This window comes from Streptomyces sp. NPDC005648, from assembly GCF_040605395.1.
In the GTDB taxonomy this organism is placed as follows: Bacteria; Actinomycetota; Actinomycetes; order Streptomycetales; family Streptomycetaceae; genus Streptomyces.
The window spans coordinates 89,534-111,843 of the sequence record NZ_JBEXCS010000012.1; the positions used below are offsets into that span (position 1 = coordinate 89,534).

Annotated in this window: 20 protein-coding genes and 1 pseudogene; 3 read left to right on the forward strand and 18 right to left on the reverse strand. The window is 70.5% G+C overall.

Going from position 1 to position 22,310, the window contains the following annotated elements; all coding sequences use genetic code 11:
• Positions 1-47 precede the first annotated feature (47 nt).
• The 3 genes and pseudogenes from ABZT17_RS09890 to ABZT17_RS09900 all read right to left on the reverse strand — a co-directional run.
• A pseudogene (locus ABZT17_RS09890) lies at positions 48-737 on the reverse strand (DUF2637 domain-containing protein); the annotation flags it as partial.
• A gap of 185 nt (positions 738-922) precedes the next feature.
• Positions 923-4,402: a hypothetical protein gene (locus tag ABZT17_RS09895; RefSeq protein WP_356346053.1), complete on the reverse strand. Its 3,480-nt coding sequence runs from the start codon at positions 4,400-4,402 to the stop codon at positions 923-925.
• Positions 4,402-4,854: a Tad domain-containing protein gene (locus ABZT17_RS09900; protein WP_356346055.1), complete on the reverse strand. Its 453-nt coding sequence runs from the start codon at positions 4,852-4,854 to the stop codon at positions 4,402-4,404. Before ABZT17_RS09900 ends, ABZT17_RS09895 begins: the two co-directional genes overlap by 1 nt.
• A gap of 149 nt (positions 4,855-5,003) precedes the next feature.
• On the opposite strand from ABZT17_RS09900, the gene ABZT17_RS09905 reads away from it, so the two are divergent.
• Genes ABZT17_RS09905 through ABZT17_RS09915 form a run of 3 tightly spaced genes read left to right on the forward strand, consistent with a single transcriptional unit; the run spans position 5,004 to position 6,086 of the window.
• Complete coding sequence (locus ABZT17_RS09905; RefSeq protein ID WP_356346057.1) at positions 5,004-5,126, forward strand: hypothetical protein; 123 nt, start codon at positions 5,004-5,006, stop codon at positions 5,124-5,126.
• Between the two features lie 54 nt (positions 5,127-5,180).
• Complete coding sequence (locus tag ABZT17_RS09910; protein ID WP_356346060.1) at positions 5,181-5,714, forward strand: DUF4262 domain-containing protein; 534 nt, start codon at positions 5,181-5,183, stop codon at positions 5,712-5,714.
• Between the two features lie 36 nt (positions 5,715-5,750).
• Positions 5,751-6,086 (forward strand): hypothetical protein, encoded by a 336-nt coding sequence (locus tag ABZT17_RS09915; protein WP_356346063.1) that lies wholly within the window; start codon positions 5,751-5,753, stop codon positions 6,084-6,086.
• Between the two features lie 20 nt (positions 6,087-6,106).
• Here the strand turns inward: ABZT17_RS09915 and ABZT17_RS09920 are convergent, their stop codons facing one another.
• The 15 genes from ABZT17_RS09920 to ABZT17_RS09990 form a co-directional block, all read right to left on the reverse strand.
• Complete coding sequence (locus tag ABZT17_RS09920) at positions 6,107-6,616, reverse strand: TadE family protein (protein ID WP_356346065.1); 510 nt, start codon at positions 6,614-6,616, stop codon at positions 6,107-6,109.
• 5 nt (positions 6,617-6,621) lie between these two features.
• Positions 6,622-7,047 (reverse strand): TadE family protein, encoded by a 426-nt coding sequence (locus tag ABZT17_RS09925; protein ID WP_356346067.1) that lies wholly within the window; start codon positions 7,045-7,047, stop codon positions 6,622-6,624.
• Positions 7,047-7,226 carry a hypothetical protein gene (locus ABZT17_RS09930; RefSeq protein ID WP_356346216.1) on the reverse strand — a complete coding sequence of 60 codons (180 nt, stop codon included), beginning with the start codon at positions 7,224-7,226 and terminating at the stop codon, positions 7,047-7,049. The genes ABZT17_RS09925 and ABZT17_RS09930 overlap by 1 nt, the downstream gene beginning before the upstream one ends.
• A 183-nt stretch (positions 7,227-7,409) precedes the next feature.
• On the reverse strand, positions 7,410-8,294 hold the full coding sequence (locus tag ABZT17_RS09935) for a type II secretion system F family protein (RefSeq protein WP_356346070.1): 885 nt from the start codon (positions 8,292-8,294) through the stop codon (positions 7,410-7,412).
• On the reverse strand, positions 8,291-9,244 hold the full coding sequence (locus tag ABZT17_RS09940; RefSeq protein WP_356346073.1) for a type II secretion system F family protein: 954 nt from the start codon (positions 9,242-9,244) through the stop codon (positions 8,291-8,293). The genes ABZT17_RS09935 and ABZT17_RS09940 overlap by 4 nt, the downstream gene beginning before the upstream one ends.
• Positions 9,241-10,617: a CpaF/VirB11 family protein gene (locus ABZT17_RS09945; protein WP_356346218.1), complete on the reverse strand. Its 1,377-nt coding sequence runs from the start codon at positions 10,615-10,617 to the stop codon at positions 9,241-9,243. Before ABZT17_RS09945 ends, ABZT17_RS09940 begins: the two co-directional genes overlap by 4 nt.
• Positions 10,618-10,717: 100 nt before the next feature.
• Positions 10,718-11,545: a hypothetical protein gene (locus tag ABZT17_RS09950; RefSeq protein ID WP_356346075.1), complete on the reverse strand. Its 828-nt coding sequence runs from the start codon at positions 11,543-11,545 to the stop codon at positions 10,718-10,720.
• Positions 11,545-12,243, reverse strand: coding sequence for an SAF domain-containing protein (locus tag ABZT17_RS09955; RefSeq protein ID WP_356346079.1), 699 nt, complete (start codon positions 12,241-12,243; stop codon positions 11,545-11,547). The genes ABZT17_RS09950 and ABZT17_RS09955 overlap by 1 nt, the downstream gene beginning before the upstream one ends.
• Positions 12,244-12,264: 21 nt before the next feature.
• On the reverse strand, positions 12,265-13,161 hold the full coding sequence (locus ABZT17_RS09960) for an ATP/GTP-binding protein (protein WP_356346081.1): 897 nt from the start codon (positions 13,159-13,161) through the stop codon (positions 12,265-12,267).
• Positions 13,107-13,706, reverse strand: coding sequence for a hypothetical protein (locus ABZT17_RS09965; RefSeq protein WP_356346084.1), 600 nt, complete (start codon positions 13,704-13,706; stop codon positions 13,107-13,109). Before ABZT17_RS09965 ends, ABZT17_RS09960 begins: the two co-directional genes overlap by 55 nt.
• A 586-nt stretch (positions 13,707-14,292) precedes the next feature.
• Entirely contained in the window at positions 14,293-15,207 is a 915-nt protein-coding gene (locus ABZT17_RS09970) for a replication-relaxation family protein (RefSeq protein ID WP_356346088.1), read from the reverse strand.
• A complete protein-coding gene (locus tag ABZT17_RS09975) occupies positions 15,204-17,828 on the reverse strand; it encodes an ATP/GTP-binding protein (RefSeq protein ID WP_356346091.1) in 2,625 nt (874 codons plus the stop codon). The genes ABZT17_RS09970 and ABZT17_RS09975 overlap by 4 nt, the downstream gene beginning before the upstream one ends.
• Positions 17,804-18,439 (reverse strand): hypothetical protein, encoded by a 636-nt coding sequence (locus tag ABZT17_RS09980; RefSeq protein ID WP_356346094.1) that lies wholly within the window; start codon positions 18,437-18,439, stop codon positions 17,804-17,806. Before ABZT17_RS09980 ends, ABZT17_RS09975 begins: the two co-directional genes overlap by 25 nt.
• Positions 18,436-19,503 (reverse strand): bifunctional lytic transglycosylase/C40 family peptidase, encoded by a 1,068-nt coding sequence (locus tag ABZT17_RS09985; RefSeq protein ID WP_356346097.1) that lies wholly within the window; start codon positions 19,501-19,503, stop codon positions 18,436-18,438. The genes ABZT17_RS09980 and ABZT17_RS09985 overlap by 4 nt, the downstream gene beginning before the upstream one ends.
• Before the next feature lie 80 nt (positions 19,504-19,583).
• Positions 19,584-22,310 (reverse strand): hypothetical protein, encoded by a 2,727-nt coding sequence (locus ABZT17_RS09990; protein ID WP_356346099.1) that lies wholly within the window; start codon positions 22,308-22,310, stop codon positions 19,584-19,586.

A 22,310-nucleotide genomic window follows, 5' to 3' on the forward strand; every position in this document is an offset into this window, starting at 1 on the left:
TGCCTGGGAGCCAGTGCCGGGGCGGGGGCGGTTTCGGTGGGCGGCTGTTGTGGTGGCGGGGGCAGTGGCGCGGGCTGGATGCCCGCCGCCTCCAGGCCTGCCGGGGCTGTTTTGGTGAGGGGGATGCCGTGGCGGGCCAGGCGCAGGGGCATGAGGGACTCGGCCGGGGCTTTGCGGCGCCAGGCGCGGCCGAAGCGGGAGTGCAGGCGGGCCTGGTAGACCAGCCGCTCCTGCTCCAGCTTGATGACCTGCTCGTAGGAGCGCAGCTCCCACAGCTTCATGCGGCGCCAGAGCAGGAAGGTGGGGATGGGGGCCAGCAGCCAGCGGGTGAGGCGGACACCCTCCATGTGTGTGCCGGCCGTGATGTCCGCTATGCGGCCGATGGCGTGCCGGGCGGCCTCGACGGCGACGATGAACAGCACCGGGATGACACCGTGCATGCTCACGCCCAGCGGGTCGGGCCAGGCCGCCGCGGCGTTGAAGGCGATCGTCGCCGCCGTGAGCAGCCACGCCGTCTGGCGCAGCAGCGGGAAGGGGATGCGGAGGAAGGTGAGGAGGAGGTCCAGGGCGAGCAGGACACAGATACCGGCGTCGATGCCGATGGGGAAGACGTAGGCGAAGGTGCCGAAGCCGTTGTTGATGGCCAGCTCGCGGACGGCTGTGTACGAGCCGGCGAAGCCGATGCCGGCGATGATCACGGCGCCGCACGCGACCACGCCGATGAGAACGCGGTGCATCCGCAGCGTCTGCAACGGGACGCCGGCCTGCTCGCGCACTGACGGCTGGTCAGCTGAGGCTGGCCGCGCGGCATGAGAGACGCTTTTCTCGTCAGCGGCTTCGGACTGTCCGGCGCCTGGCATGTGCGGTTGAGGAGATGTGTCGTGGGTGCTGTGAGGGCGGGTGGTTGAGGGCGGTGGCAAGGTCATCGGCTTCCTGTGCCGTGGGGTGGGAGCAAACCCAGCAGTTCGTTGATGAGCTGTGTAGTCTCCGTCTCCGGCGAGCAGTCCAGGTCCCGGTTGACCTGCTGGACGCGGGAGATGGCCATGTGGAGCCCCTGCCGGTTCCCGGCCGCATGCTCGATCCGCATCCAGTCCCGGTAAAGGAGCTCGGCGGTGTCGTCGACGTCGAGGCCGGTGGTGACGGCCTGGCGGGCGGCGCTGAGGTCGTGGTGCGGGCCTGGAGGGGTTCGGTGAGTGGCGACGGTGTGGGCGACGTCGATGATGCGGGTGATCATTTCCTGCCGGTGCGGCTCGGCCCAGGGCAGGGCCTTGGCCCCGAACGGCCGGCCGCGCACCCACGTGAGTGCCTTCTCCAGGTCGGTGAGGCCGGAGGGGCCCGACGGGAGAGCGCGTTCGGCGAGCTGCAGGAAGCGGTTCCAGTCGCAGCGCACCCCGGGGGCGAGCTGGTACGGGTCCTCACCGGAACTGCGGCGCGGCACGTAGGGGTTGCCGGCGGGGTCGTTGCCCAGGCAGCGGCGCAGGCCCTGCAAGCGGGCGTTGAGGGTGCTCGTCGACCAGGGGCTGACGGGATCCATGTCGGAGCACAGCACGTCTGCACTGCGGCCGGGCCGGAAGAAGAGCAATGCGGCGAGCTGCGCCATCCGCGGGCCGTGGCCGGTGCTGTCCACGCCGGTCACCTCGACCGGGCCCAGCACCCTGATCTCCGGCGCGTGCAGGTCATGCGCCTCGCGCTCCTCCGCCTCCGGCGCTTGGCGTTCCTTGAGCGAGGCCTCAGCGGCGTCGGCCTTTGGGGCCTCGTCGCCGGCGGTGGTCTCTGCCGCGTTTTCCGGATGCGTGTGGGCTGTTGTGGCCGGGGCGGTGTCGTCGCCAGCCTTGGGTGCCGGTGCGGCGGGGGAGAGAAGTCGCAGGTGCGACGGGTCGGTGGTGGCGGCGAGCAGGGCCGGGAACACGCTGCTGTCCGTGCCGGATGGTGCTGCCTGTGTGCGGTGGGGGGTAGTGGGCGCGGATGCGGTCGGCTGGTGGGGCGTGCTCTCGTCGGGCTGCTGCCGGTTCTCGGGTTCGTCGGGGATGTGGTGCCAGGGTCCTTCGGCGGGGTGGGAGGGCTGTCCGGACACGTTCAGCGCGGTGGTGATCTGCAGGTAGGCGGCGTGCTGAAGGCGTTGCACGGTGATGTCGGTGCCCGTGTAGTCGAGGTTTTGCGGCCTACTGATGGAGGCGTTGAGGATTTCTGCCTCGGGGAAGTGCGCGGCGGCCGTGCTCGCGGGGGCGATCAGTGTGACGGGCACGGTGCCTGCCTTGTCGATCAGGTCGGCGAACTGCCAGGCGCTGTCTTCGTCGAGGGGGGCCGCGCACAGCACAAGGTACGGCTGATGCCCGGTTTCGGGCATCTGGTGCGCCTGCAGCAGCCGTTCGCTCAGATCACGCAGGGCGTGCGCGGCCTGGCGCATGTGGGCGATCCGCGCGGTGGGCAGCAGCTGCGGCAGGTCCTCGCCGAACCCGACGGTGACGACCTCGACGTCGCTGGCCCACGGGCTCATGCCGAGTTCCAGCGCGAGCGAGGTGCACACCTCGGTGATGTGGACGGGGTTGCCGTCCAGCAGCAGCGCGGGCAGTCCGGCGAGGTTGAGCAGCAGGAGACCCCCCGTGTCGGTGCTGCCGATCGTGACCAGCCCCGGATGCGGCGGGGGCACCTCGCGGGCGGCGGCCTCGTCCAGGAGGACGGCATCAAAGGGCAGGGCCCACCATCCGCCCTGCCCGGCCACGAAGGGCGCGGCGGGATCCTGGGTGAGGTCCTCGGGCAGCACGTCCACCGTGCGGGTGCCGATCCGGGCCGCCCGCAGCGGCGGCGGGATCGCGTCCTTGCCCTGGGCCGCCTGGTGGGCCAGCGTCCGCAGCGCCACGTCGAGGCGGGCAGCGCCGCCCGGCTCGGCGGCCGTCGCCAACTGGGCCTCGGCCGCGGACGTCTCCGACGCGATGGCGATCTTCTCGCCGGGCCCTCGGCGGCGGCGCTGCAGTGTCCGGCGCAGGGCGAGCGCGCCGGTGATGGCGGCCGCCAGCAGCGCGCCGGCACCGACAACGGTACGAAGGTTCAACGGGCTGCTGGCCGGAGCCGTCGCCGGGGTCTGGGACGCCGGGGCGGCGGGGGAGGAGCCGGCAGCGGAGCCGGACGCATGAGCCGACGCCGGCGGGGAGGCGGCAGAGGGCGACGCGCTGACGCCGGGCTGCGGGGATACGGCAGCTGTTGCCGACGGCGATGCCCGATCCTGTCCGGGCTGCTCGGCAGGGCGGCTGGCCGGTGCGCTGGGGGCCGACGACTGGGGCGCGGGCAGGGTGGTCTGGCTCGGCGCGGGAGTCTGGCCGTCTCCCGCGCCGTCGCCCGGGGCGTGTTCACTACCCGGCTTCGTGCCGGCCGGGCCAGTGGCCTTGTGGCTGCCCGCCTCGTCCCCCTGGCCGCGGTCCTGGGACGGCTGGTCAGGTCCGGCGCCGGGCACGGTGACCTGCTGCCCCGCATAGATGACGTCCGGGTCGGTGATCGCGGGCAGACCGTGCGGCTGCTCCTGGCCCCGGCTGGCCTTGAACAGCTGTGGCCATGCGTCGCCGTCACCGAGCTCTTGTTCCGCGATCTTCGACAGGTAGTCGCCCGAGTGGACCGTGACGACATGCCCGCCCTTCTCGCCTGCAGCCGGCACGGCCTCCCCCAACTGCGTACGCGGGCCTCCCACTCCCGTTGACGTGTCGGGCATCTCCAACTGCCAGCCGGGCTGCAGAAAACTGCTGGCGCGGAAGGCCGTGCCGTCGACCATGGTGTGGCCCTCGTTGAGAGCAGCGATCTCCCGCCACCGCTCGCCCTCGCCCAACTCCCGTTCAGCGATGCCCCACAGGCTCTCCGCCGGCCGCATCTCGCGCACCGTGTACGACGTGCTGGACGCCGCGGTGCTCGCCGAGGACCTTAAGGCCTGCTCGGTCTCGGCGGCCTGCCGGGCCTGGGCCTGGGCCTGAATCTCGCCCGGGACGTGGGCCGCTGTGGCGGCCGGGGCGGCCTGGGCGTCGGAGGCCAGCGCCGAACTCGCCGGCAGCAGCACCAGGATGCTGCCGATCAGCAGGGCCGCGGCGCGCTGCGAGGCGCCCATCCCCCGCGGGGCATGCCACGTCAGTCCCCGCAGCTGCGCGATCAGCTCGCGCACGGCGCAGAAAGCGAACTGGGCCCACCCGACCCACCCCACGCAGGCGAGCAGCAGCAGGAACGCCGCGCCCGAGTCCTGCCGGTCCAGCAGGTGCGTGAGGTCGTCGTGGGTGGCAGCCCAGATGACCGGGGTGGCCCAGGCCAGCAGCAGCGGCAGTCCGGCGACAGCGGCGGCCAGGACCACCAGACTCAGGACTGCTGTAAGGAGCCGGCCCAGGGTGCGCCAGGCCGCTGTGGCGGGGGAGGGGGTGGCGGGCATCAGTTTCCTTCGGGAGCGGCGACGCCGTGCAGGAGGGTGGCCGTGCCATGGCCGGTCACCGACAGAGAGCCGATTCCCACCACCGACAGAAACTTCGTGTCGTATGTGCCGGTGACGACGACGGTGAGGGTGGTGCCGTCGCCGGACACGCTGACCGTGCCGGTGGCGCCGGCGGAGCGCAGGTACGCCTGCGCCGCGGCCTGTGCGTCCTGCGGATTCACGGTGATCGCCCTCCCGTTGATGGCCTCGGCAGAGTCGATGGCCTGCCCGCCGGCCCGCGCGGCTTCACCGGCGACGTAGTCGGCGCGTTCCGTGGCCCGCATCTTGCTGCCGCCGTCGACGGCGACGCCGATGATCCCGATCAGCGCGATGACGCACACGGCGACGAACACCGTGACGCCGCCCCGGTCGTCCGGCCGCGCCCCGCGCAGCCACCTCCGATGGAAGATCATGACTCTCCTCGCGCCGGAAGGGCCGTAGGTCCGGCAGCGGCCGCACGGTGATGCAGACCCGCACCGCCGGCATCCGCTGGGCCACACGGCTGCTTGCGCCTGGCGCCGGCTGCCGCTCGATGTGCGAAGCGCGCATCCTCGCCCCGGCCGTGGCCAGCGGCCCAGACGCCGAGCGTCGGCACGACGAGCTCGGTCTGTCCATCGACGCCCCACACCGCTACGCCGGCGTAGTTGACCCCTGCATCTGCACCGGCGTCGCCCGGCCGGCCTGAGCGGGCGTGCTCCCCTCGGGATTGAGGTCCGCCCGCTGCCGTAACCTCACGGCCATGCCTACCGATCACACCGTCTGCCACTGTGTCGTCTGCCAGAACATCACCGAACTGGACGCACGCACCCGGTCGGTCGTGGCCACCATCGATCAGCACGGCTGGCAGGTCATGATGATCCCCACCGACGATCAGGGACCGGGCTGGGCCTACACCATCGGTCTGTGGCACCGGCACCGGATACCCGAGCTGGCGATGTTCGGCCTGGACATCCGCCTGATGCAGACAGTCCTCAACGACCTCGGCCAGCGAGCCGTCGAAGGACAACCTCTGGAGGCCGACAAGGAGCGGCACGACGTCGCCAGCGTCCCGGTCGTACTCAAACCGGTCGACTACCGCTGGTACAAGGCGTTCTTCGGCACGGCGTTGGGCTACTACCGCAAGCCGCCGTTGCCGTTTCTCCAGGTCGTCTGGCCCAACCGCGACGGCGCCTTCCCCTGGCAGCCCGGTGGAGAGGACCTCCTGGTCCGCCAGCCCCGGCTGTGGTTGCGGCCCGACGAACACCCCGCCGGGGTCTGGACTAAGGAGGTGTGAAGAGGCGACCCCCACGCCGTCGCGGACCATGGCGCCATGACGCGCTGGTTCCGCAGCTATGGGGCCGAGGAAGACATCTGGTTCTACGTCGAGGCCGACGCCGACGGCTGGGTCACCCGCCAGGTGGAACTCCAAGGACCGTTCGAGAAGCCCATCGCTGCGGCCTCGTTGGTTGAGTGGGAGGCCGCCCGGCGGGCGGGGACTGTCGCGGACCACGAGACGACCTTCGGCGCCACGGCAGAGGTTTGTGTCCGTGAGCGGGATGCCCACGATCCGCAGGACCTCACCGGCGGTGAGTTCGAGACCGTCTGGCGCACAGCACGGGCAGCCTGCCGAGCAAGAGCTCGAGCACGCTCGCCGCACGGAGCCTGAACCCAAGCAGCCCCGCGCGCTCACTGCTCAGCACCCGCACTTCGGTTCGGCCCCCATGGCACTTCAGAATTCGCGGCCCCAAGAGCTCTCTGCCGGTACTGGTCCACTACCGAGGTGGCGGTCGACGTGAGCGTCCTTGCTCCCGGCACGCCGGGAAGCAGGAGGTCGGAGAGGTGGACGGTGCAGGTCACGGTCACGGTGACGGTGCCGGCCTGCCCCACCGGAACGCTGAGACCGCCCGTGTTGATGTGGACGCTGGTGGACGAGCACGTGATGCCCTGGTCGTTGAGGGACTGCGCGGCCGCCGCCTGCGCGGCGCTGTGCGCGGATGCCGCGGTGCGGTGAAGGGAGGCCTCCCGTGCCGCGTCCTCGGCTGCGGCGTCGATCTTCGCGCCGGAGGTGACGATGCGTCCGCCGGCGATGGCCATACAGATGAACATGATCAGCGCAGGGAGGACGATGGCAGCCTCGATCGCCGCGCTGCCCTCGTCACTGCGGAGCCTGCGAGCCCAGCGGGCCGTAATGCGCACGTGGTTCACCCTCCCGGGACGGTCCAACTTTCCACCGGACCGGACGCGGACTGGGTGACGTGAAGGCCCGAAATGCCCGGGATCATCGACATGGCGGTGCCGGACACCTGAACCTGCACCCGCTGTCCGTTGCTGCTGGCCGAGACGCTGTAGCCGCTCAGGCTGTCACCCGCGGTGCGGCCCAGCACATCCCGTGCCTGGGCCGCACCGTCGGCGGGGCTCGACTGGTAGGCGCGGGCCGCGCTGGCGCCCTCACGGGCAGCGGTCAGGGCGATCTGCCGCGCGTAGTACCACATGGAGGCCTGGATCACGGCAACCGTGGCGAGCAGCACGAACGGAAAGATGATCGCCATCTGGATGGCCGTGTCACCGCGGTCGTCGCGCCATCTTCGTCCCTGCCACCAGTCCTTCAGCCGCTCGGGAGCAGACATCACAGTCCGTTGAGATTGCCGTTGTACTTGGCGATCACGACGGCGATGGTGCCCGCGATCGCCAGGGCGCCGGTGACGGCGGCGACCCAGATGATGACGGTGGTGATGCTGATGTCGCCGCGGTCCGGATGGCGGGTGGCTTCCTCCAGACTCTCCTGCAGACGCGTGCTCAGCCGGATCGCTGCCCGGTTGGCGCGTCCGATGACGCGGGATCCTCGGCTGCCGTGGGCGGGCCGGTGGGACGCCTTGTCCGGGCCTGCGTGGGGGCGGCTGGTCAGCCGGGTCACAGCACGGCGCGTGCGGGCTGCGGTGTACCTCATGTTCGTTACCTCTCTGGAGCGTTGGACCAATCGTGGTGGGTCTCACACGGTCAGCATGCGGATCACCGCGGGGAAGGCCATCAGGAGCATGACCAAGACGGCGAGCAGGGCTCCGGGCGCGGTCATCTTCTCGCTGGCCGTGTTCGCTTCGGCGGCCTGATCGGCCAGCAACTCGGCGTTGAGTGCCGCGGTACGGGCCCGAAGGGCCTTGTAGACGGCGGCGCCGTCGGTTGCTGAGCCGCGCATGATGTCGGCGACGTCATCGAGGACGGGCAGGCCGTAGGCGTGGGCGAGTTCCGTGAGTGCCTGATACGGCGGGATCTTCTCGAGCCGGGCCCGGCGCAGCGCGCCTTGGAGATAGAGGAAGGGCCAGCCCTCGCCGACCTCGGCGGCCTTTTCGAGGGCCTCGGCGGGGCCGGCGTCGGCGGCCCGCTTGAGGGCGACCAGGTCGAGGTAGGCGGACAGGGCGTGCGCGAACTCCTCCCGGGCCCGCTTGGCCTGGTCGCGCACGGCGAGATCGGGCGTGATGAACAGCAGGCCGGCGATGATGAGTCCGACGACGGCGGGCACGTAGAACGGCAGGCCCACCCCGGCGATGATCCACGGAATCGTCGCGACCTGCGGGCAGAGCAGCCCCAGACCAGCGAACGCGACCTTTTTCAGCATGAACTGGCCCGGCCCCTGCCCGAGCAGGGCCAGGTTCACTGTGGGGACCTTCACGCCCGGCAGGCGCTCGAGGCGGGCCAGCAGCCACCGGCCCCACACCTCCTCGCGGTCCAGCTCCGGCTCGGGCATCGTCAAGGACGCCGGGGCACTGCGCTTGAGGGCTGGCCCCAACGCGGGCTGGGGCTGCAGGAGTTCCCGGATCAGCAAGGCGACGCCGGCACCGACCGTGCCGCCGGTCACCACCACGGGAAGCAGGTTCACGAGGCGGCCCCTTCCGGCTCCCTGGCGGCGGTCGGCGGGTCCGGCTCCGACGCGGGCGCGGGCAGCCGGACGGTGCTGGCTGGGTCGGTGACCAGGAAACGCGGCACGCGCCGGAAATTGCCCAGCTGCCGCATCAGGGCGAGGACACCGATGAACCCGGCCGTCAGGAAGGCCAGCACGAGCTGTCCCAGCAACGTGGAGTACGGCTTCGTGTAGGACGGCACGAAGAACCCGGCCACCACAACGCCCAAGCTGATGACAGTCATCCACCGCACGGTCGTCCTGGGCTTGGCGCGGTCCGCCTCGATGGCGCGCTTCTTGGCGACCTCCTCGCGGACGGTGCCCGACAGATCTTCCAGTGCCTGAGCCAGGCCCGGGCCGCGGTCGCCCGCCGACAGAATGAGCGCGGCGACCACCTTGTCCGCGGTGACATCGTCCAGTTCCTCGGCGAACGCGCGCAGCGCCCCGTCCGGCCGCCACCCCAGGCGCAGCCGGTCGGACAGATTGATGATCTGAGGGGCGAGTTCGTCCGGCGCCCCCTGACGGCTGCTGATCATCGCCTGTTCCAGGCCCATGCCCAGCCTCAGCAGGCCCGCGAGCCGCTGCGTCCACTCGCTTAAGCCCTCCAGCTGACCGATGCGGTCGGCCGCCATTTGCGCCGGGCTGATCAGCCAGGGCACGCCGATGACGGCCGCACCCAGCAGCGCACCCCCGACGAAGTTCCCCGAGACCAGCCACACGGCCACGAAGACCACGACGGCCGCGACCACGAGGGTGCGGCGCCGCATCCGTGCGTCCTCGCTCTGGTTCTTCCCACCGCGCAAGCCTGCCTGCCAGCGCTTGAGCAGCGGGGCCCGGCGTGGCGCAGTCGTGCCCACGACCCCCGAAACGACACCGATCAGCCCGCCGACCACGGCCATGCCGGACAGCAGCGCCCACAGAAGGATCATCGTCTGGCCCCCACCTTGAGCGGCAGCGGCGCCGCCCAGGCCCCGTAGGACTCCTGCAGCAGCCCCGAGTCGAAGCCGACGCGGCGCAGGTCATCGATACAGCCCGGATCCATCCTCGGCACCGCCCGCGGCTCCCCCCACTCGCGGCCGGGAGAGAAGACCTCATTGGTGGCGGGCCGGCCGTTCTCGCCGATCCCGGTCAGCTCCAGGACGTGGGAGACGTAGCGGTGGCGGCGCCCGCCGATCTGCGTCTCGTCCGTCATGTCGACGTACACGACGAAATCCAGGCCGTTGGCGGTCTGCCGGTAGGCAAGCTGCTCGGAGAGGTTCTCCTGGGCGAGCGCGTACAGCTCGGCGATCCGGTCGAAGACGATGTCCGGGCGACGCGCGTGGATGGTGCACAGGTTGCCGCCCGATCCGTTCGTCAACGCCTGCATCATGGCGACGACTTCGGGGCCGCGGACCTCGCCGACCACGATCCGCTCCAGCGACATCCGCAACGCGGGATGCATCAAGTCCAGCAGCGTGACCTCACCGGCACCGCGGCCGGTGACGTCCTTCTCCCCGTTGGATTCCCGCCCGACGAGGGACACGACCTGCTTGTGGTAGCCGTTTTGGTGGGCGAAGAGCTCGTCCTCGGTCTGGATGGTGGCAAACCGCGTCTCAGGGGCGAACTCCTTGAGCATCGCCCGCATCAAGGTCGTTTTCCCGGCCTTCTGCTTCCCCGCGATCATGATGTTCTTCTCTGCGCGTACGGCGGCGCCGAGGAACTCGCGCAGGATGGGGTCGATGGTGCCCAGCCGAACCAGGTCGTCGAGATTCGCGTGGGAGACCCGGTGCCGCCGGATGACCGCATAGGTCATCGGCCCGAGCCCCGTGATGGCCTGAAGACGGGAGCCGTCCTGCAGAGACAGCGCGAGGGTGGGGTTCGCCGTCGAAATGGTGCGCTCGCTGTGCCCAGAGCCCCGGGCCAACTCACGCAACAGCTCCAGCAGTTCCTCTTCCGAATCCGCGATCGGCCCGACCCGGCGGCGTTCGCCGTCGCCGTAGTCGAGCCACACCTCGTGCGGGCCCTGGATGATGATGTCCTCGACCCGGTCATCGTCCAGGTACGGCTGCAGCCGGCCGGCCCGGAACAGCAGGTCGTACACGGCGCGCCGCAGCGCCTCGTCCTCGTGCGGCGTCATCGCCTGGGCGTCCGACCACAGGGCGACCGCCTCGGCGATCCAGTTCAGGCAGCGCTGCTCTTCACTGGCCCGGTCCATGTCGGGCTTCGTCTTGATCAGTTCCTCACGCTGCTTGGCGACCTGGGACGCGATGTCCCGCGCCACCCGGTAGTCGACGGTGATCTGCGGAACCGCCGTACCGAGCACCTGCGAACTGGAGGCAGCACCCGCAACGGCCGGTACTCCGCTGGTCTGCTGCCCCCACTCCTGGGGGACCGGTGCCACCGAGGGGTCGTGATGCAGAGGCCTAGCGCGCACGGGTCACCTCCCCGCCTGCCGCACGCGCACCGCGTGGATCGAGCCGGGCCCGGCGCATGGCAGCCCGCTGCACCAGCAGCGTGCTGCCCGTGCGGGCGGCCTTCATCAGCGGCGACTTAGGGAAGTGGCGCGGCTGTTCGGCCCCGTCGGACAGCACGCGCGCGTCCTTCGGTGCATACGGCAGCGTGGCGATCACCGGCACCTGCAGCACGCGCTGCACCTCGCCCGCGGGATACGGGCCCTCATTGATCATCACCACGCTGACGTCGCCGACGCGTTCCTCCAGCTCGCGCACCCGGCCTTCCGCTGCCTGCAGGCAGCGCAGCGTGTTGCGGACCACCACGAACACCGCGTCGGCCTGCTCGGCCAGCACGCCGGAGGGCCCGTACGCCCCGCGCCGTCCCAGGTCGATGAGGACGTCGTGGCCGCTCTCGGCTTCGATGCCGCGGAACATCTGCGCGAGGACCTTCCACACCTGGCCCAGGCTCGCCGACTGCGCAGGGTTGGTGAGGCCCGGCAGCAGCAGCCGGTCGCGCGATGACTCGTGCTTGCCGTCCTCCCCGCTCAGGTCGATCAGCTGCCGCCAGAACGCCTCGCTGAACTCGCCCCTACGGGCGGCGACCGAGAGGTTGCGCAGCCCGTACCGGTCGCCGAGCGTGCCCTGCAGCAGCCCGTGCAGCACCGCCCCACCGTCCGGGTCGCACTCGGCCAGGATCATCCGCCGGCCCGCCTGAAGCGGCCACGACAGCAGCAGAGCCAACGCGCTCGTGGTCACTCCGGGCGCACCGCTGCAGCCCGCAAGGGCGATGACAGCCATCAGTTGCCGTCCGGAGCAGCGAGAACCAGGCGCAGAGTGCCAGCCGCCTCCCACGCGGCGGCCGTGGGACCGTCGGTGGCAGAGGTGGCCACGTCGACGACCACGATCCCGGTGCCGGGGGCGGCGCCGGAGGCCTTCACGACCCGGCCGTCGATGGTCTGCGGCGCGGCGTCAGACGCCTTGCCGGTGTCCGTCGTTCCCTGAGCCGGGACGTGCACCAACTCGACCTTCTGGCCCGGCACCAGCGCGGTGGCCGGGATCTGCTTGGGCTCCAGGCCGATCGGCACCAGCTGCTCGCCGGCCTTCACCAGGTTGTCCTTCGTCACCTGGGAGGGCGCGAGTAGGGAGCCGGGCTTGAGTTCCACGGCGGCCCGCTTGCCCACAACCGTCTTCAGGTTGTCGGCGCGGACCGCCTTGACGGCCGGGTCCAGGGCGACGGACGCCTTGCCCAGGTCGTCCTCGCTGAGGACCTGGCCGACCTGGACATCGCGGACCACGGTCACCACCTCCGTGCGGTTGCCGACCTGGAGCAAAAGGACGGCAACTCCGGCGCCACCGGCGGCGATCAGCGCCAGCGACAAGGCGATGACGCCTGGTCGACGCCTGCGCGCCGACACCCGGGGCGGGGCGACGGGCCCGGCCACGCGTCCCTGCTGCGGGATACCGGTCGGGGCTGTGTCTACTTGGGTCTTGCTCACCGTTCTGTCCTTCCGGCGGCGTTACCTGACGACCTGGACTTCGCCGACCGCCACTTGCACGTTGGTCTGCCGGACCTCGGTGAGTTGGCCGGCTTGTCCGCCGCCCTGCCAGTTGATCGTCCATGTCGAGGTCGCGGTCACCGGGTACTTGCCGTTCTTGGCACCGGATGAGGTCTTCGCGTACACGTGACCGCAGGTCGGGGACTGGGCCATGCCCTGAGAAGACGTGTAGGGCGTGCCCGGGCCGTTGCACGTCACGGACGCACCGTCGCCCATCCTCCACACGACCTTCGAGACCTTCGCGGTCGCGGTCACGGTGACTCCGCCGGCCGTGGCCGACGCGGTGTTGGGTCCGTAGGTCGTGGCGCTCTGGTTGACCCACATCCACATCGGGACCCCCACGGTGTACTTGCCGGCCCCGCGCGGGCTGGCGATGTCAGGACCGAGCAGCGTCATGGAATCCACCGCGCGCTGAGCCAACTCCGCAGGGTCGACCTGCGGGGCGGGATTCTGGCCTGTGGGCACGACGATGAAACCGGCCGGGTTGTTCTGTTCCCCGTCCGAACACTCCATCAAGTACAGGTCGTTCTTCTTGGGGTCTTTGCCCTTCCAAGCCGGGTGGTTGGCAGGCGGCTTCGGATCGACCTTGGTGTAGGTGCACTTCATCTTGCTGTCGCTGCCGTCGCCACCTTGCGAGCCGCCTGCCTGACCGCCGCTGCCGCCGGATTCGTCACCGACGCCCACGTCGACACAGAACTTGATGACCTGGCACTTGCCGGCACCGACGTCGGGATCGTCGCCGGCGTGCGCGACGCCCGCCGAGGCCAGGACGATTGCGCCGGTGAGTACGGCGAGCCGTCGGGTCAGCAGGACTGCTCTTGAGCGGTCAACTTTGTGACCATCCACTTCGTCCCCCACTTTTCAAGCGTTGCGGTGCTGACGTATTTGATGAGCCGCGTCGTTGGCAGCGGGACCGGCTTCTTCGAGGCCTTGTCGGTCAGGATCCAGTGCGTCGTGTCGACGCAGTCCGCGACTGTGGCCGTAGGGATCTTGGCGTCGGTCACCCTGACGACCTTCGGACTGATCGCCGGCTTTCCGGTCGTCACCTGCCCGGCCTTCCGCATGACCGCCAAGTCCTTCTCGATGTCGGCCAGCGCCTTGAAGGTGGTGTTCTTCTTCAGGTCGGTGCCCGCGGAGGAGGCCTTGCTGTAGGCCACGGTCTGCGCGTCCCAGGAGCGGGTGTAGGCCGCGATGACGGCGGCGTTTTCGGCGTCGACAGTGGAACTTGCAGACGGCGAGACAGTTGTTGGGGTTGGGCTGGGCTTGGACGACGTGTCCGAATCGCTGTCGCTGCACCCGGCCAGCACCAGCAGACTGCTGGCGAGGACTAGAGCGGTTGCGTGCTTCCGAGTGCGAACGGCGGTGATACTGAGCTCAGTTAGGCGTGGCTGTGCGGCTGTCACGTTGTCTCCCCGTGCGGCGTGGTGTGACGAACCGCCGCCCGGGCCCTCCGACTTACGGCAGCCCAGAACCGCGGCCTGCCAGCTGCGGTGGTGCGTTTGCGCGATCGTCAGGTTACGCATATGCCAGTCAACTTTCCCAGTGTGATTGGTCAGTTCACTTCCGTAACGCGGGGCGTATCCGGTCACTTTGGGATCGGAGGCCGGGCGGCGGCTGTGCGGACTCGTTCGTCGCGTTTGCGTATGGTCGGGGTGTGGTCGCCGGGAAGAGGCGGCCTGTGTTGGAGGGAGCGGTCGCGTAAAGGGTCTGAGTTGGCGAGGGCTGTGCGGCCGGTCGCGTGGTCGGGTGTGAGGGTTTGGGGCGTGGGAGGTGTCCGGCCAGGTGGGTTGCCCGCCGTCCTAGGACGTTTCTGCAGTGCGATCCTTTCCCGGCTGTGCGGCATCGCATGGTCTCCAAAGGCGTTGCGTGGCAAGGAGTTTCGGGGTGTGGCCTCGACTCCCGAAGCACGTTAGAGGTTTGCGTAGGCAAATTTCAAGGGGATGGTCGGGGTGGTGGGGGTGTGGGGTTTCGGCCAGAGCTGAGGGGATGTCACAGTTCGGTCCAGGGCCGGGGTGTGTCGCCGGCCAGTGGCACCCATATCGGGGCGGTGGCTCCGTGCTCTTCGAGGTCCTCCAGGATGGCTGCGCCCATTGGTACCTGCCGGGAGAGTGTGCCGACGAGGGGGTGCTCGGCTGCCATGGCCTGGAGGTCGTTGATCCGGTTGCCCAGGGCGTACCGGGAGGCCCCGGTCAGCACGAACAACACCCTTGGGAAAACCGGATACCAGCGCAGCCACACCGCCCCGGCAGCGGCGGGCTGCCGCGAGCGGGGGCGGCCGACGGGCTGCGGCTCGTACGACCACAACCGCGCGTACTCGATCAGCTTGGAGGCGAGCCGCTCGCTGCCCATGGTCGCCCGGTCGACCTCGACGAACGCCCGCAGCTTGGTGCGCTCCTCGCTCTCGATGAGGGTGTAGTGCATGACCGCGTCCGTGATGATCCGCTCGCCGTCGCTGAGCGGGTGGGAGACCTCCGGTGTCCAGTCCAGGTGGCCGTGCTCGTCGCCGCGGCGGCGGGCATCGGCGACGAATGCGAGGTGGCTGCGGAGCACGGTCAAGGTGTGCGGGGTCTTCAGCGAAGCCGCCGTGGCCGAGCTGATCGGATAGGCGGGGCGTCTCCGCAGCGAGGGGAAGTCCTTCGTCAGCCGGGCGCCCTCGCTGGTCAGGTACCAGGCGCGGGACCGGTTGGACTGCGGCAGCACGGTGTAGTCCACCAGGCCGTCGCGGCGCAGTTTGTTGAGCGGTGCGGAGACGGTCTGCCGCGCGGCGGAGGGCCGCAGCAGTTCGTGGAGCTGATGCGTGGTCGCCATCCGGTGCTGGCCGAGCACGGCCAGGAGCTGATGCGGCAGCGGCTCGAGGGGGCTGGGCGTACGGCCGGACGGCGTGGTCTCGAAGGCGGTGGTCACTTGTACTTCCTTTTCTTCTGCAGATGGACGGCCGGCTGGGCGGTGGAGGACTGGGCGAGGAAGGCGCTTACGCGGGTGAGCTGGGTTTCGGCCCGGTCGGTGAGTGTCTCCAGCGGGGCGGCGCCTGCTGTGGCCTGGGCGGCGCGCTCCAGTGCCCCGGCCTGGCCCGGGCGGGCGTAGTCGGCGAAGACGTTGTCCAGGTGAGGGCCGGTGATCCGGACGGGACCGACACGGCGGCCGGCGACGGTCAGCGACATGTAGTGCTCGAAGCGGTCCAGAGCGGCGACGACATCCGGAGTTGGACGGTCACCCCACTCGGCGGTGATCGGGGCGATGGCGGACTGCGAACCCGCGGTCGAGGCCAGGCTGGAGGCGTTCTGCACCAGCGACAGTCGCACCGGGATGGGAAGGCGGCCCAGCAGCTGGGTCATGCCGTGGACGTGCACCTTGTACTTGCGGAAGTCCTCGAACATCGCGGCGATCGTTTCCGGGGCTGCGCCGGTGAGGGTGATCAGCTCGTCGAAGTAGGGGCGGAACGGCACCCGCCTGTCTTCGGGGGTGTCGCGGCGCGAGCGCACGGCGCGCAGCAGGTCCCGGGCGAGCAGCGCGGTGATCAGCCGGTCGGTGGGCCCGTTCCCGCCCGGGCACACCCACACGATCATCCGCGAGTCCATCGCGCCCCGGATGTTGTAGACGCCGGCAGGCTGCCCGAGGAAGGCGCGGGTGACGGGGTTCGCGGCCAGGCGGGCGATCGGATTGAGGACGACGGCGAACGCGTCGGTGGGCAGCGTGGGGAACACGGTCCGCCACCAGGAGCGGGTCTCCTCGTCCAGGCGCCCCTCGATGGCGGTGAGCGCCGTCGTACGGAAGACAGGGTCGGTCAGCAGGGACCGCACGTGAAAGATCGTGGCCTGGTCTTCGGGCTGCCCGGCCTGGCAGGCGGTCTCGTTGACGGCCACCAGCACCGCCAGGGCGGCGGTGAAGATGGTCAGCGCGCGGGGTGCGGTGGCGTCGTCCCAGCCGAGCACGGACGCGTAGGCGTCGGCGGTCGCCTCGACGACCTCGTGCGCGACCTGGCCCTGGTGCATACCGATCGGGTTCCAGCAACTGAGCTGCGGAGCAGGCCCGCTGGCGTTGAGGTCGATCAGCGCGATCCTCGGCATCAGGTGGTCGTGGGCGAGGAACGGCAGGGCACGCGGCCACGAGTCGCGGTGCGGGTCGACGAACATCAGCCCGCCGCCGGCATGCGCCCAGCCGATCGCCTGGGCGAGGGCGCGTTCCGTCTTGCCGCCTCCCGCCTTGCCCACCCCGACCTCGAACAGCGTCTCCTTGGCGTAGGTGGCGATCAGGCGCCGACGGCCGTCCGGGCCGCGGTAGATCCCCTGCAGCAACAGCTCGGGATCGCCATGCTCGAACGTCGGCAGGTCGCCGGCGAGCAGAGGCAGACGGCAGTGCGTTGTGGGCGGCTTGAGCAGGCCGGTCAGCTCTTCCAGCCTCACCCAGTTCGGACGGGGCGGCTGACAGTGCCTCAAAGTCCAGCGGCGTTCGAAGCCGCGCCGGCTGGGCCAGCGGTCCGCCCCGAACCGCCAGGGGCCTACCCTCCAGCCGCGCATCGCCCAGCGCGAGCCGCCGCCGAACACGTCCAGGGCGGCCTGAAGTTGAGCGAGCCGGGCCTGAGCGCGGCCCTCGGTGTTCGACGCGCACATCACCAGCAGCTGCACCCGCACCAGGTGGTCGTCCTCGGCGAGCTTGCCCAGCGCCTCCTGCGGGTCCACCCGGCGTGGGACGGGCGGTATGACCAGTCGGCGCCCACCTCCGCCCTGCTTGCCGGCGACCAGTTGCTGCAGCTGCCAGGTGAGCGAGTCCTCGATGCCGGTGGCGTCCTGCCGCACCCAGCGGGCGGCCCGCTGGGCCTCGCGCCGCTCCGAACGTCGCGCGTCGCTCATCAGCTGCAGACGGCGGGCCCGCAGTGCCCACTTGGGGGCGCGCTGGATGTCGAGCCGGATCTCGGCGAGGTCCCCCAACTCGGCACGCAGATCCGAGACGGCGTCGATCAGCGGCTGCAACGGGTCCGGGTTCAGCGGAACCTCACGCAGGGGTGCGGTCGGCCTGCCGCGCAGGATGAACTCCGCCCGCACCACGTGGTCACGGGGCTTGTCGACGAGGGGACGGGCCCGGTTCACAGTGACGGCCGGACCGAACGGCGTGATCGACAGCAGGCGTTCGCCGCCGGCCGGGCCTTCGATGCGGTAGCGCAGCGGGCTGGAGCCGTCGGCGCGCAGCCTGATCTGCACCGACTTCGACCGGCGCGGCGCCCACCACGGCATGCTCGTCGACGCCCGGGCGAGTTGCACACCCCGGCGGAAGATCTCCTCCAGACCAGGGTCGAAGTGCCGCGACGGTACGAGCTCCAGCGCCATCCGTTCGGCCGAGGCCTTCCGCGCCAGATGGCGCACCACCGCCTCGCCCGTGGCCCAGACCGCCACGGCGGCCAAAGACACCACCCACCAGTAGGTGATCACCCAGCCGGCGGTGTGAACGACGCCCAAGACGAGGCCGAGCACCTGGCCGGATGCCGATGCGGAGGCCTGGCCCGTCAGGTACGGGGCTGCGGAGTCCACGTGGACGCCCCCTTCAGTGTGTTGGTGCGGGTGAAGTGCCAGTCCGTGATGCGGCCGTCGGTGAAGGTGCCGCCGCGGTCCATGCCGGCCCACACCAGGTGCACCACCGCCTTGTCCGGGCTGTGGTCGCGGCGGGCGATCGCGGCCTGGATCCGGAAACGAGCGGCGGCGAACGCCGGCGCGAGGCCCTGCCGTGAGGCGGGGAAGACCGCAGGCCACTGCGCGCGGCCGATCCCGGTGGCGTCGGCGCGCAGGAGGTCGCGTCCCGCTGCCAGCAGTGCGCGTGCGTCGCCCGAGGGAAGATCTGGGGGCCACGCGGCCTCCAACGCCTTTTGGATGGCCGCATCGCCGGCCGTGCCTTCGCCGTGCGGCGGCAGTGCGGACGCACCGGCCGCCGGTGTCGACGCGGCGGGCGTCGAGGCAGGAGTGCCGACGGCCGGCTCATCAGTGGTCGGTGTAGGGGCCGCAGGTGACGGATCCGTGGTTGCGTGAGATGCCGCCGGGGCCGGTGGCTGCTGACCGTGCTGCAGGCCGAGGAGGGCGACGCCGACGACGGCGAGCAGGGCGGTGCTCAGCACCAGCAGACGCGGTGAGCGCGGGAGGGTGGTCACAGCAGCCGCGCTCCCCCCGCATAGCCCGACATGGCGTTGACCGAGTCCAGCCGGACGACCGTGCCCGGGCGGGCAGCGTTGATCATTTGACCGCTGCCGGCGTAGATCCCAACGTGGTAGATCGTGGAATCGCGGCCGGGGGCGTAGGCATAGAAGACGAGGTCGCCCACTTTGAGGGCGCTCGGGCCGAGGCTGGCGGGGATGCGCTGGCCGACGCCGGCTTGCGTGGCCGCGGTGCGCGGCAGGCTGATGCCGGCCTGGGCGTACGCGTAGGTGGTCAGCCCCGAGCAGTCGAAGCCCTTGATGTTCGCGCCGCTCTTGCCGCTTGGGGAGCAGCAGATCCCGTACGAGGGACCCTGAACGTTGCCGCCGCCCCACGAGTAGGGCACACCACGCTGGGAGAGCGCCGCGTCGATAACGGTACGGACCTTGCCCGAGACGTTCTTCAGGTCCGGGTCCTTGGCGGCCGCGGTGTACTGGTCGATCCAGCCCAGCACGTTGGCGACGTACTCGTCCGAGTGGTTGTACTGCCAGATCGCGGCCTTGAGCTGGGCACGCTTGGTCAGGTCGCGGCCGCCTCCGCACAGGTAGATCGCGGCGCCGAGCGCGGCGTCGTCGGCGTTGTGCGGGTCGGCGACCTTGTCGCCGTTGCCGTCTTCGCCGATCGATTCCCACGTGGAGGGCAGGAACTGGAACGGACCGACCGCACGCTCCCCCTGAGAGGTTCCGTCCCACTTGCCGCCGTCGGTGTCCGGGACGACGATGGTGTTGCCGCCCTGGCCGGAGCCGTTGAGGAGCACCCCGTAGATCTTCGGGCGGATGTCGCCGTTGTCGGCGATGTTCCTGCCCACCGCGTGGTTGGACTCGACCTTCGCGATCCCGGCGAGGATCGGCCAGCGCATGCCCTGGCACTTCGGCACATACGTCCTGACCTGCTGGACGGCCTTCTTGTAGGCGGTCAGCATCCGCGGCGGGATGTCCGCGGCACTGCCGCCCTCGGCGATCCCGCCATCGCCCTGCTGGCCCGTCTTCAACGCGACATACGCGCTGATCGCGTTCCCCACTGGTGCGGCACAGCACACGGCGGCAAACATCAGCAGCGCCACCACACACCCCCACCGCGCCATCCGGCGCCCGGGCGGCCTCACTCGTCCTCACCGTCCTCGGTCCGCCACCGGGCTCGCATTTCGCGCAGCGCTTCGGCCTGCCGCATCGACTCCTGGATCCGGGCCTGGTTGCTGGTGCCTGCGGAACCGCCCGCGTCACCGTCGCCGGGATGAACCGGACGCCCGGGCCTGCCGAGATCGGGCCGAGGCACCGGCGCAGGGCCGTCCCGGCGGGGGAGCGGTGCCGGAGGCGCAGTTGCTGCGGGACCGCCCGCAGGCGCGGCCGGCCGTGTGGGGGCAGGGGAAGGACGACCTGAGGGCGCAGGCCGCGGACGGGGTGCCGGGCGGGGGGTAGCGGTCGGCGTGGCTGCGGTTGGCAGGCGGCGGCTGGTGAACGGACCGGTTCCGCCGCTGTCGTCGGTGTGCTCGCGGATGACCCGGGCCACGAGACGCCCCGTGTCTTTCCAGGCCCGGCTGTCCTCGCGGACGGTGTTGCCCCACACCCGCACCTGCTGGCGGGCGTCCTGGGAGTAGCGCGAGCCCCCCGACCGCGTGCGGCGCACATTGGCCGGCAGACCTACAGTCGCCCCGTATGCGGCCCGGCCGCCGCGGCTTGCGATGCGGTACCCGCGGAAACGGACCAGCCGATTATGTGCCCGGGTCGACAGCAGCGTGCGGTCGCTGTTCTGGTCGTGCAGCACCTGGCCGGTGGTGCGGTCGACAACCTGCCCCTGCTCGTTGCGATACCGGTCGGGCGGGCCCCCGGGCCGACGCGGCCCCGTGCCGCCTGAACCGCCGTCCCCGCCATCCGACGACCCGCCCGTGTTCGGATCGCCGTCGGCCGTGGGCTTGCGCCACTTGGCCAACTGCTCCTTGTCCGGCCGCCGTCCGATCAGCAGCCAGCCAGCACCCTTGATGCCGAGCCGTGCGCCCAGCCCACCCACGGCCGCGGCTGTCGTCAGCGGGGCCAGACCGCGCCCGGCTTCGGCCGTGGCATCGGCGAGGATCCCGCCGGTGTCCACCGGCATGCCTGCGCCGTCGAACAGGGAAGTGAGCGCGCCCGTCAGCCGCTGCCGGGTGCCGAGCATCCCGAACCGGCCGCCACCCCCGCCGGTGAACGCGCGCAGGCCGCCGCCGTATCCGCCCATCCCGGCAGGGGAGTTCATGGCGAGGGCGGCGCCGAGTTCGGAGGTGTCGCCGGGCATGTGGGTGCCGCCGACCTTGGCGTAGCGCATCCGCATCGCCATGCGCCGGCCGAAGGACGCAATGCCGGTCAGCAGTCTGCGGTGTCCGGCCGCGCCGGCGATGGCCAGGACGTCAATGAGCAGGATCCGCTCGACCATCAGGTCCGGGCCGTTGGTGATCGTGGCGTCGACGGCGATCCCGAAGAACGGAATGAACGCGCAGATCCCGACTACGGCCAAAACCGCGATCCCCCACACGGACAGCCACTTCCATACCGACTGCCGTGCGGGCCCGGGCAGCATGCCCGCGACGAAGGTGACCCCGCCGACGGCCGCCGCGGCCGCACACACACCTTGGGTGCCCAGCAGCACGATCGCGCTGGACAGCAGCATCCCGCAGATGAACAGCGCGGCGATCAGCAGCAGGAACGCGCCGCCGACCCGCCACCACGTGGGCTTCTCGGCATATCCCGCGCATGACTCGCCGACCGGGCCGGCCTTCTTCATGTCCGCGAGGAACGCCGCGAACGCCTGGTCCTCGTCGGTGACGATCGCGTTGGAGGCGTCGAGGAGCTCGCCCCCGGGCGTGAGGGAAGGGAGATCGTCGGTGCTGGGCGGCTTGTCATCGACGTCGCGCTCGCAGTACTTCTTGGCCGGCCCGATGATCAGATGGCAGGCGTCCTTCGCCTTGTCCGAGGGAGTCGAGCTGGGCATGTACCCGCCGGTGACCCACTTCAGATGGACGGCGTAGGCCTTGCGGTCGGAGTCCTTGGCCGGGTCGAGGACGCGTCCGTACTGAAGGAGCATGTACGGCTTGACGATCAGGGCGTTGGTGATCGAGTCCTGGAGAGGGCGGGCCACTTCCGTTGACGAGACCGGTCCTTCGCCTTCAAGCTCCTCGCACTTGATCTCGGCATTGCCCGCCATGCCCGCGCACGGGTCGTAACTCGCGAGCTTGCCGCCCCAGTCGTAGGAGTTGACGCTCTGCTGGGCCACTTCGGCAGCCACTTGCTGGGACTGCCCCAGCGGACCGTCCGGGCCGAGCAGGGTGTCGGGACGGATGAGAGCCGAGGCGGCGATCGCCCCGATCAGCAGGGTGAGAAAGATTTCGCCCAGACCGCGGCCGACCCGGCCACGCACGATCATGAACCCCGCGAACACAAACGCCCAGGCCAGCAAGAGCCCCTTCAGCCCAAGGGTGTCGACGACCACGCTGTCGTAGGTGTCGGCGACCTTCTGCGCGGGCTTGATGAGGAGCTTGAGCAGCGGGAACCGAAAGGCCACCTCGATGGCCCACCCGGCCAGCCCGACCAGCAGCCGGATCAGCGTGAACAAGCCGGACAGGGCGAAGGCCAGAGCCTGGGTCTTGAAGGCGACGATGGAGCCGCCGGAGGCGTTCAGGTCGTACCCGTCGATCGGCACACCCTCGGACGAGTAGATGTTCAACGGGGCGAGCAGGTCTCCGGCCTCGCTGCTGCTGCCGGCCGCGTACACGACCTGGGTGTTGACCAGGAGGAACACGCCGGTGAGCAGCACGACGAAGCCGGCCGAACGCAGCCTCGCGCGGTCTGGACGGAACAC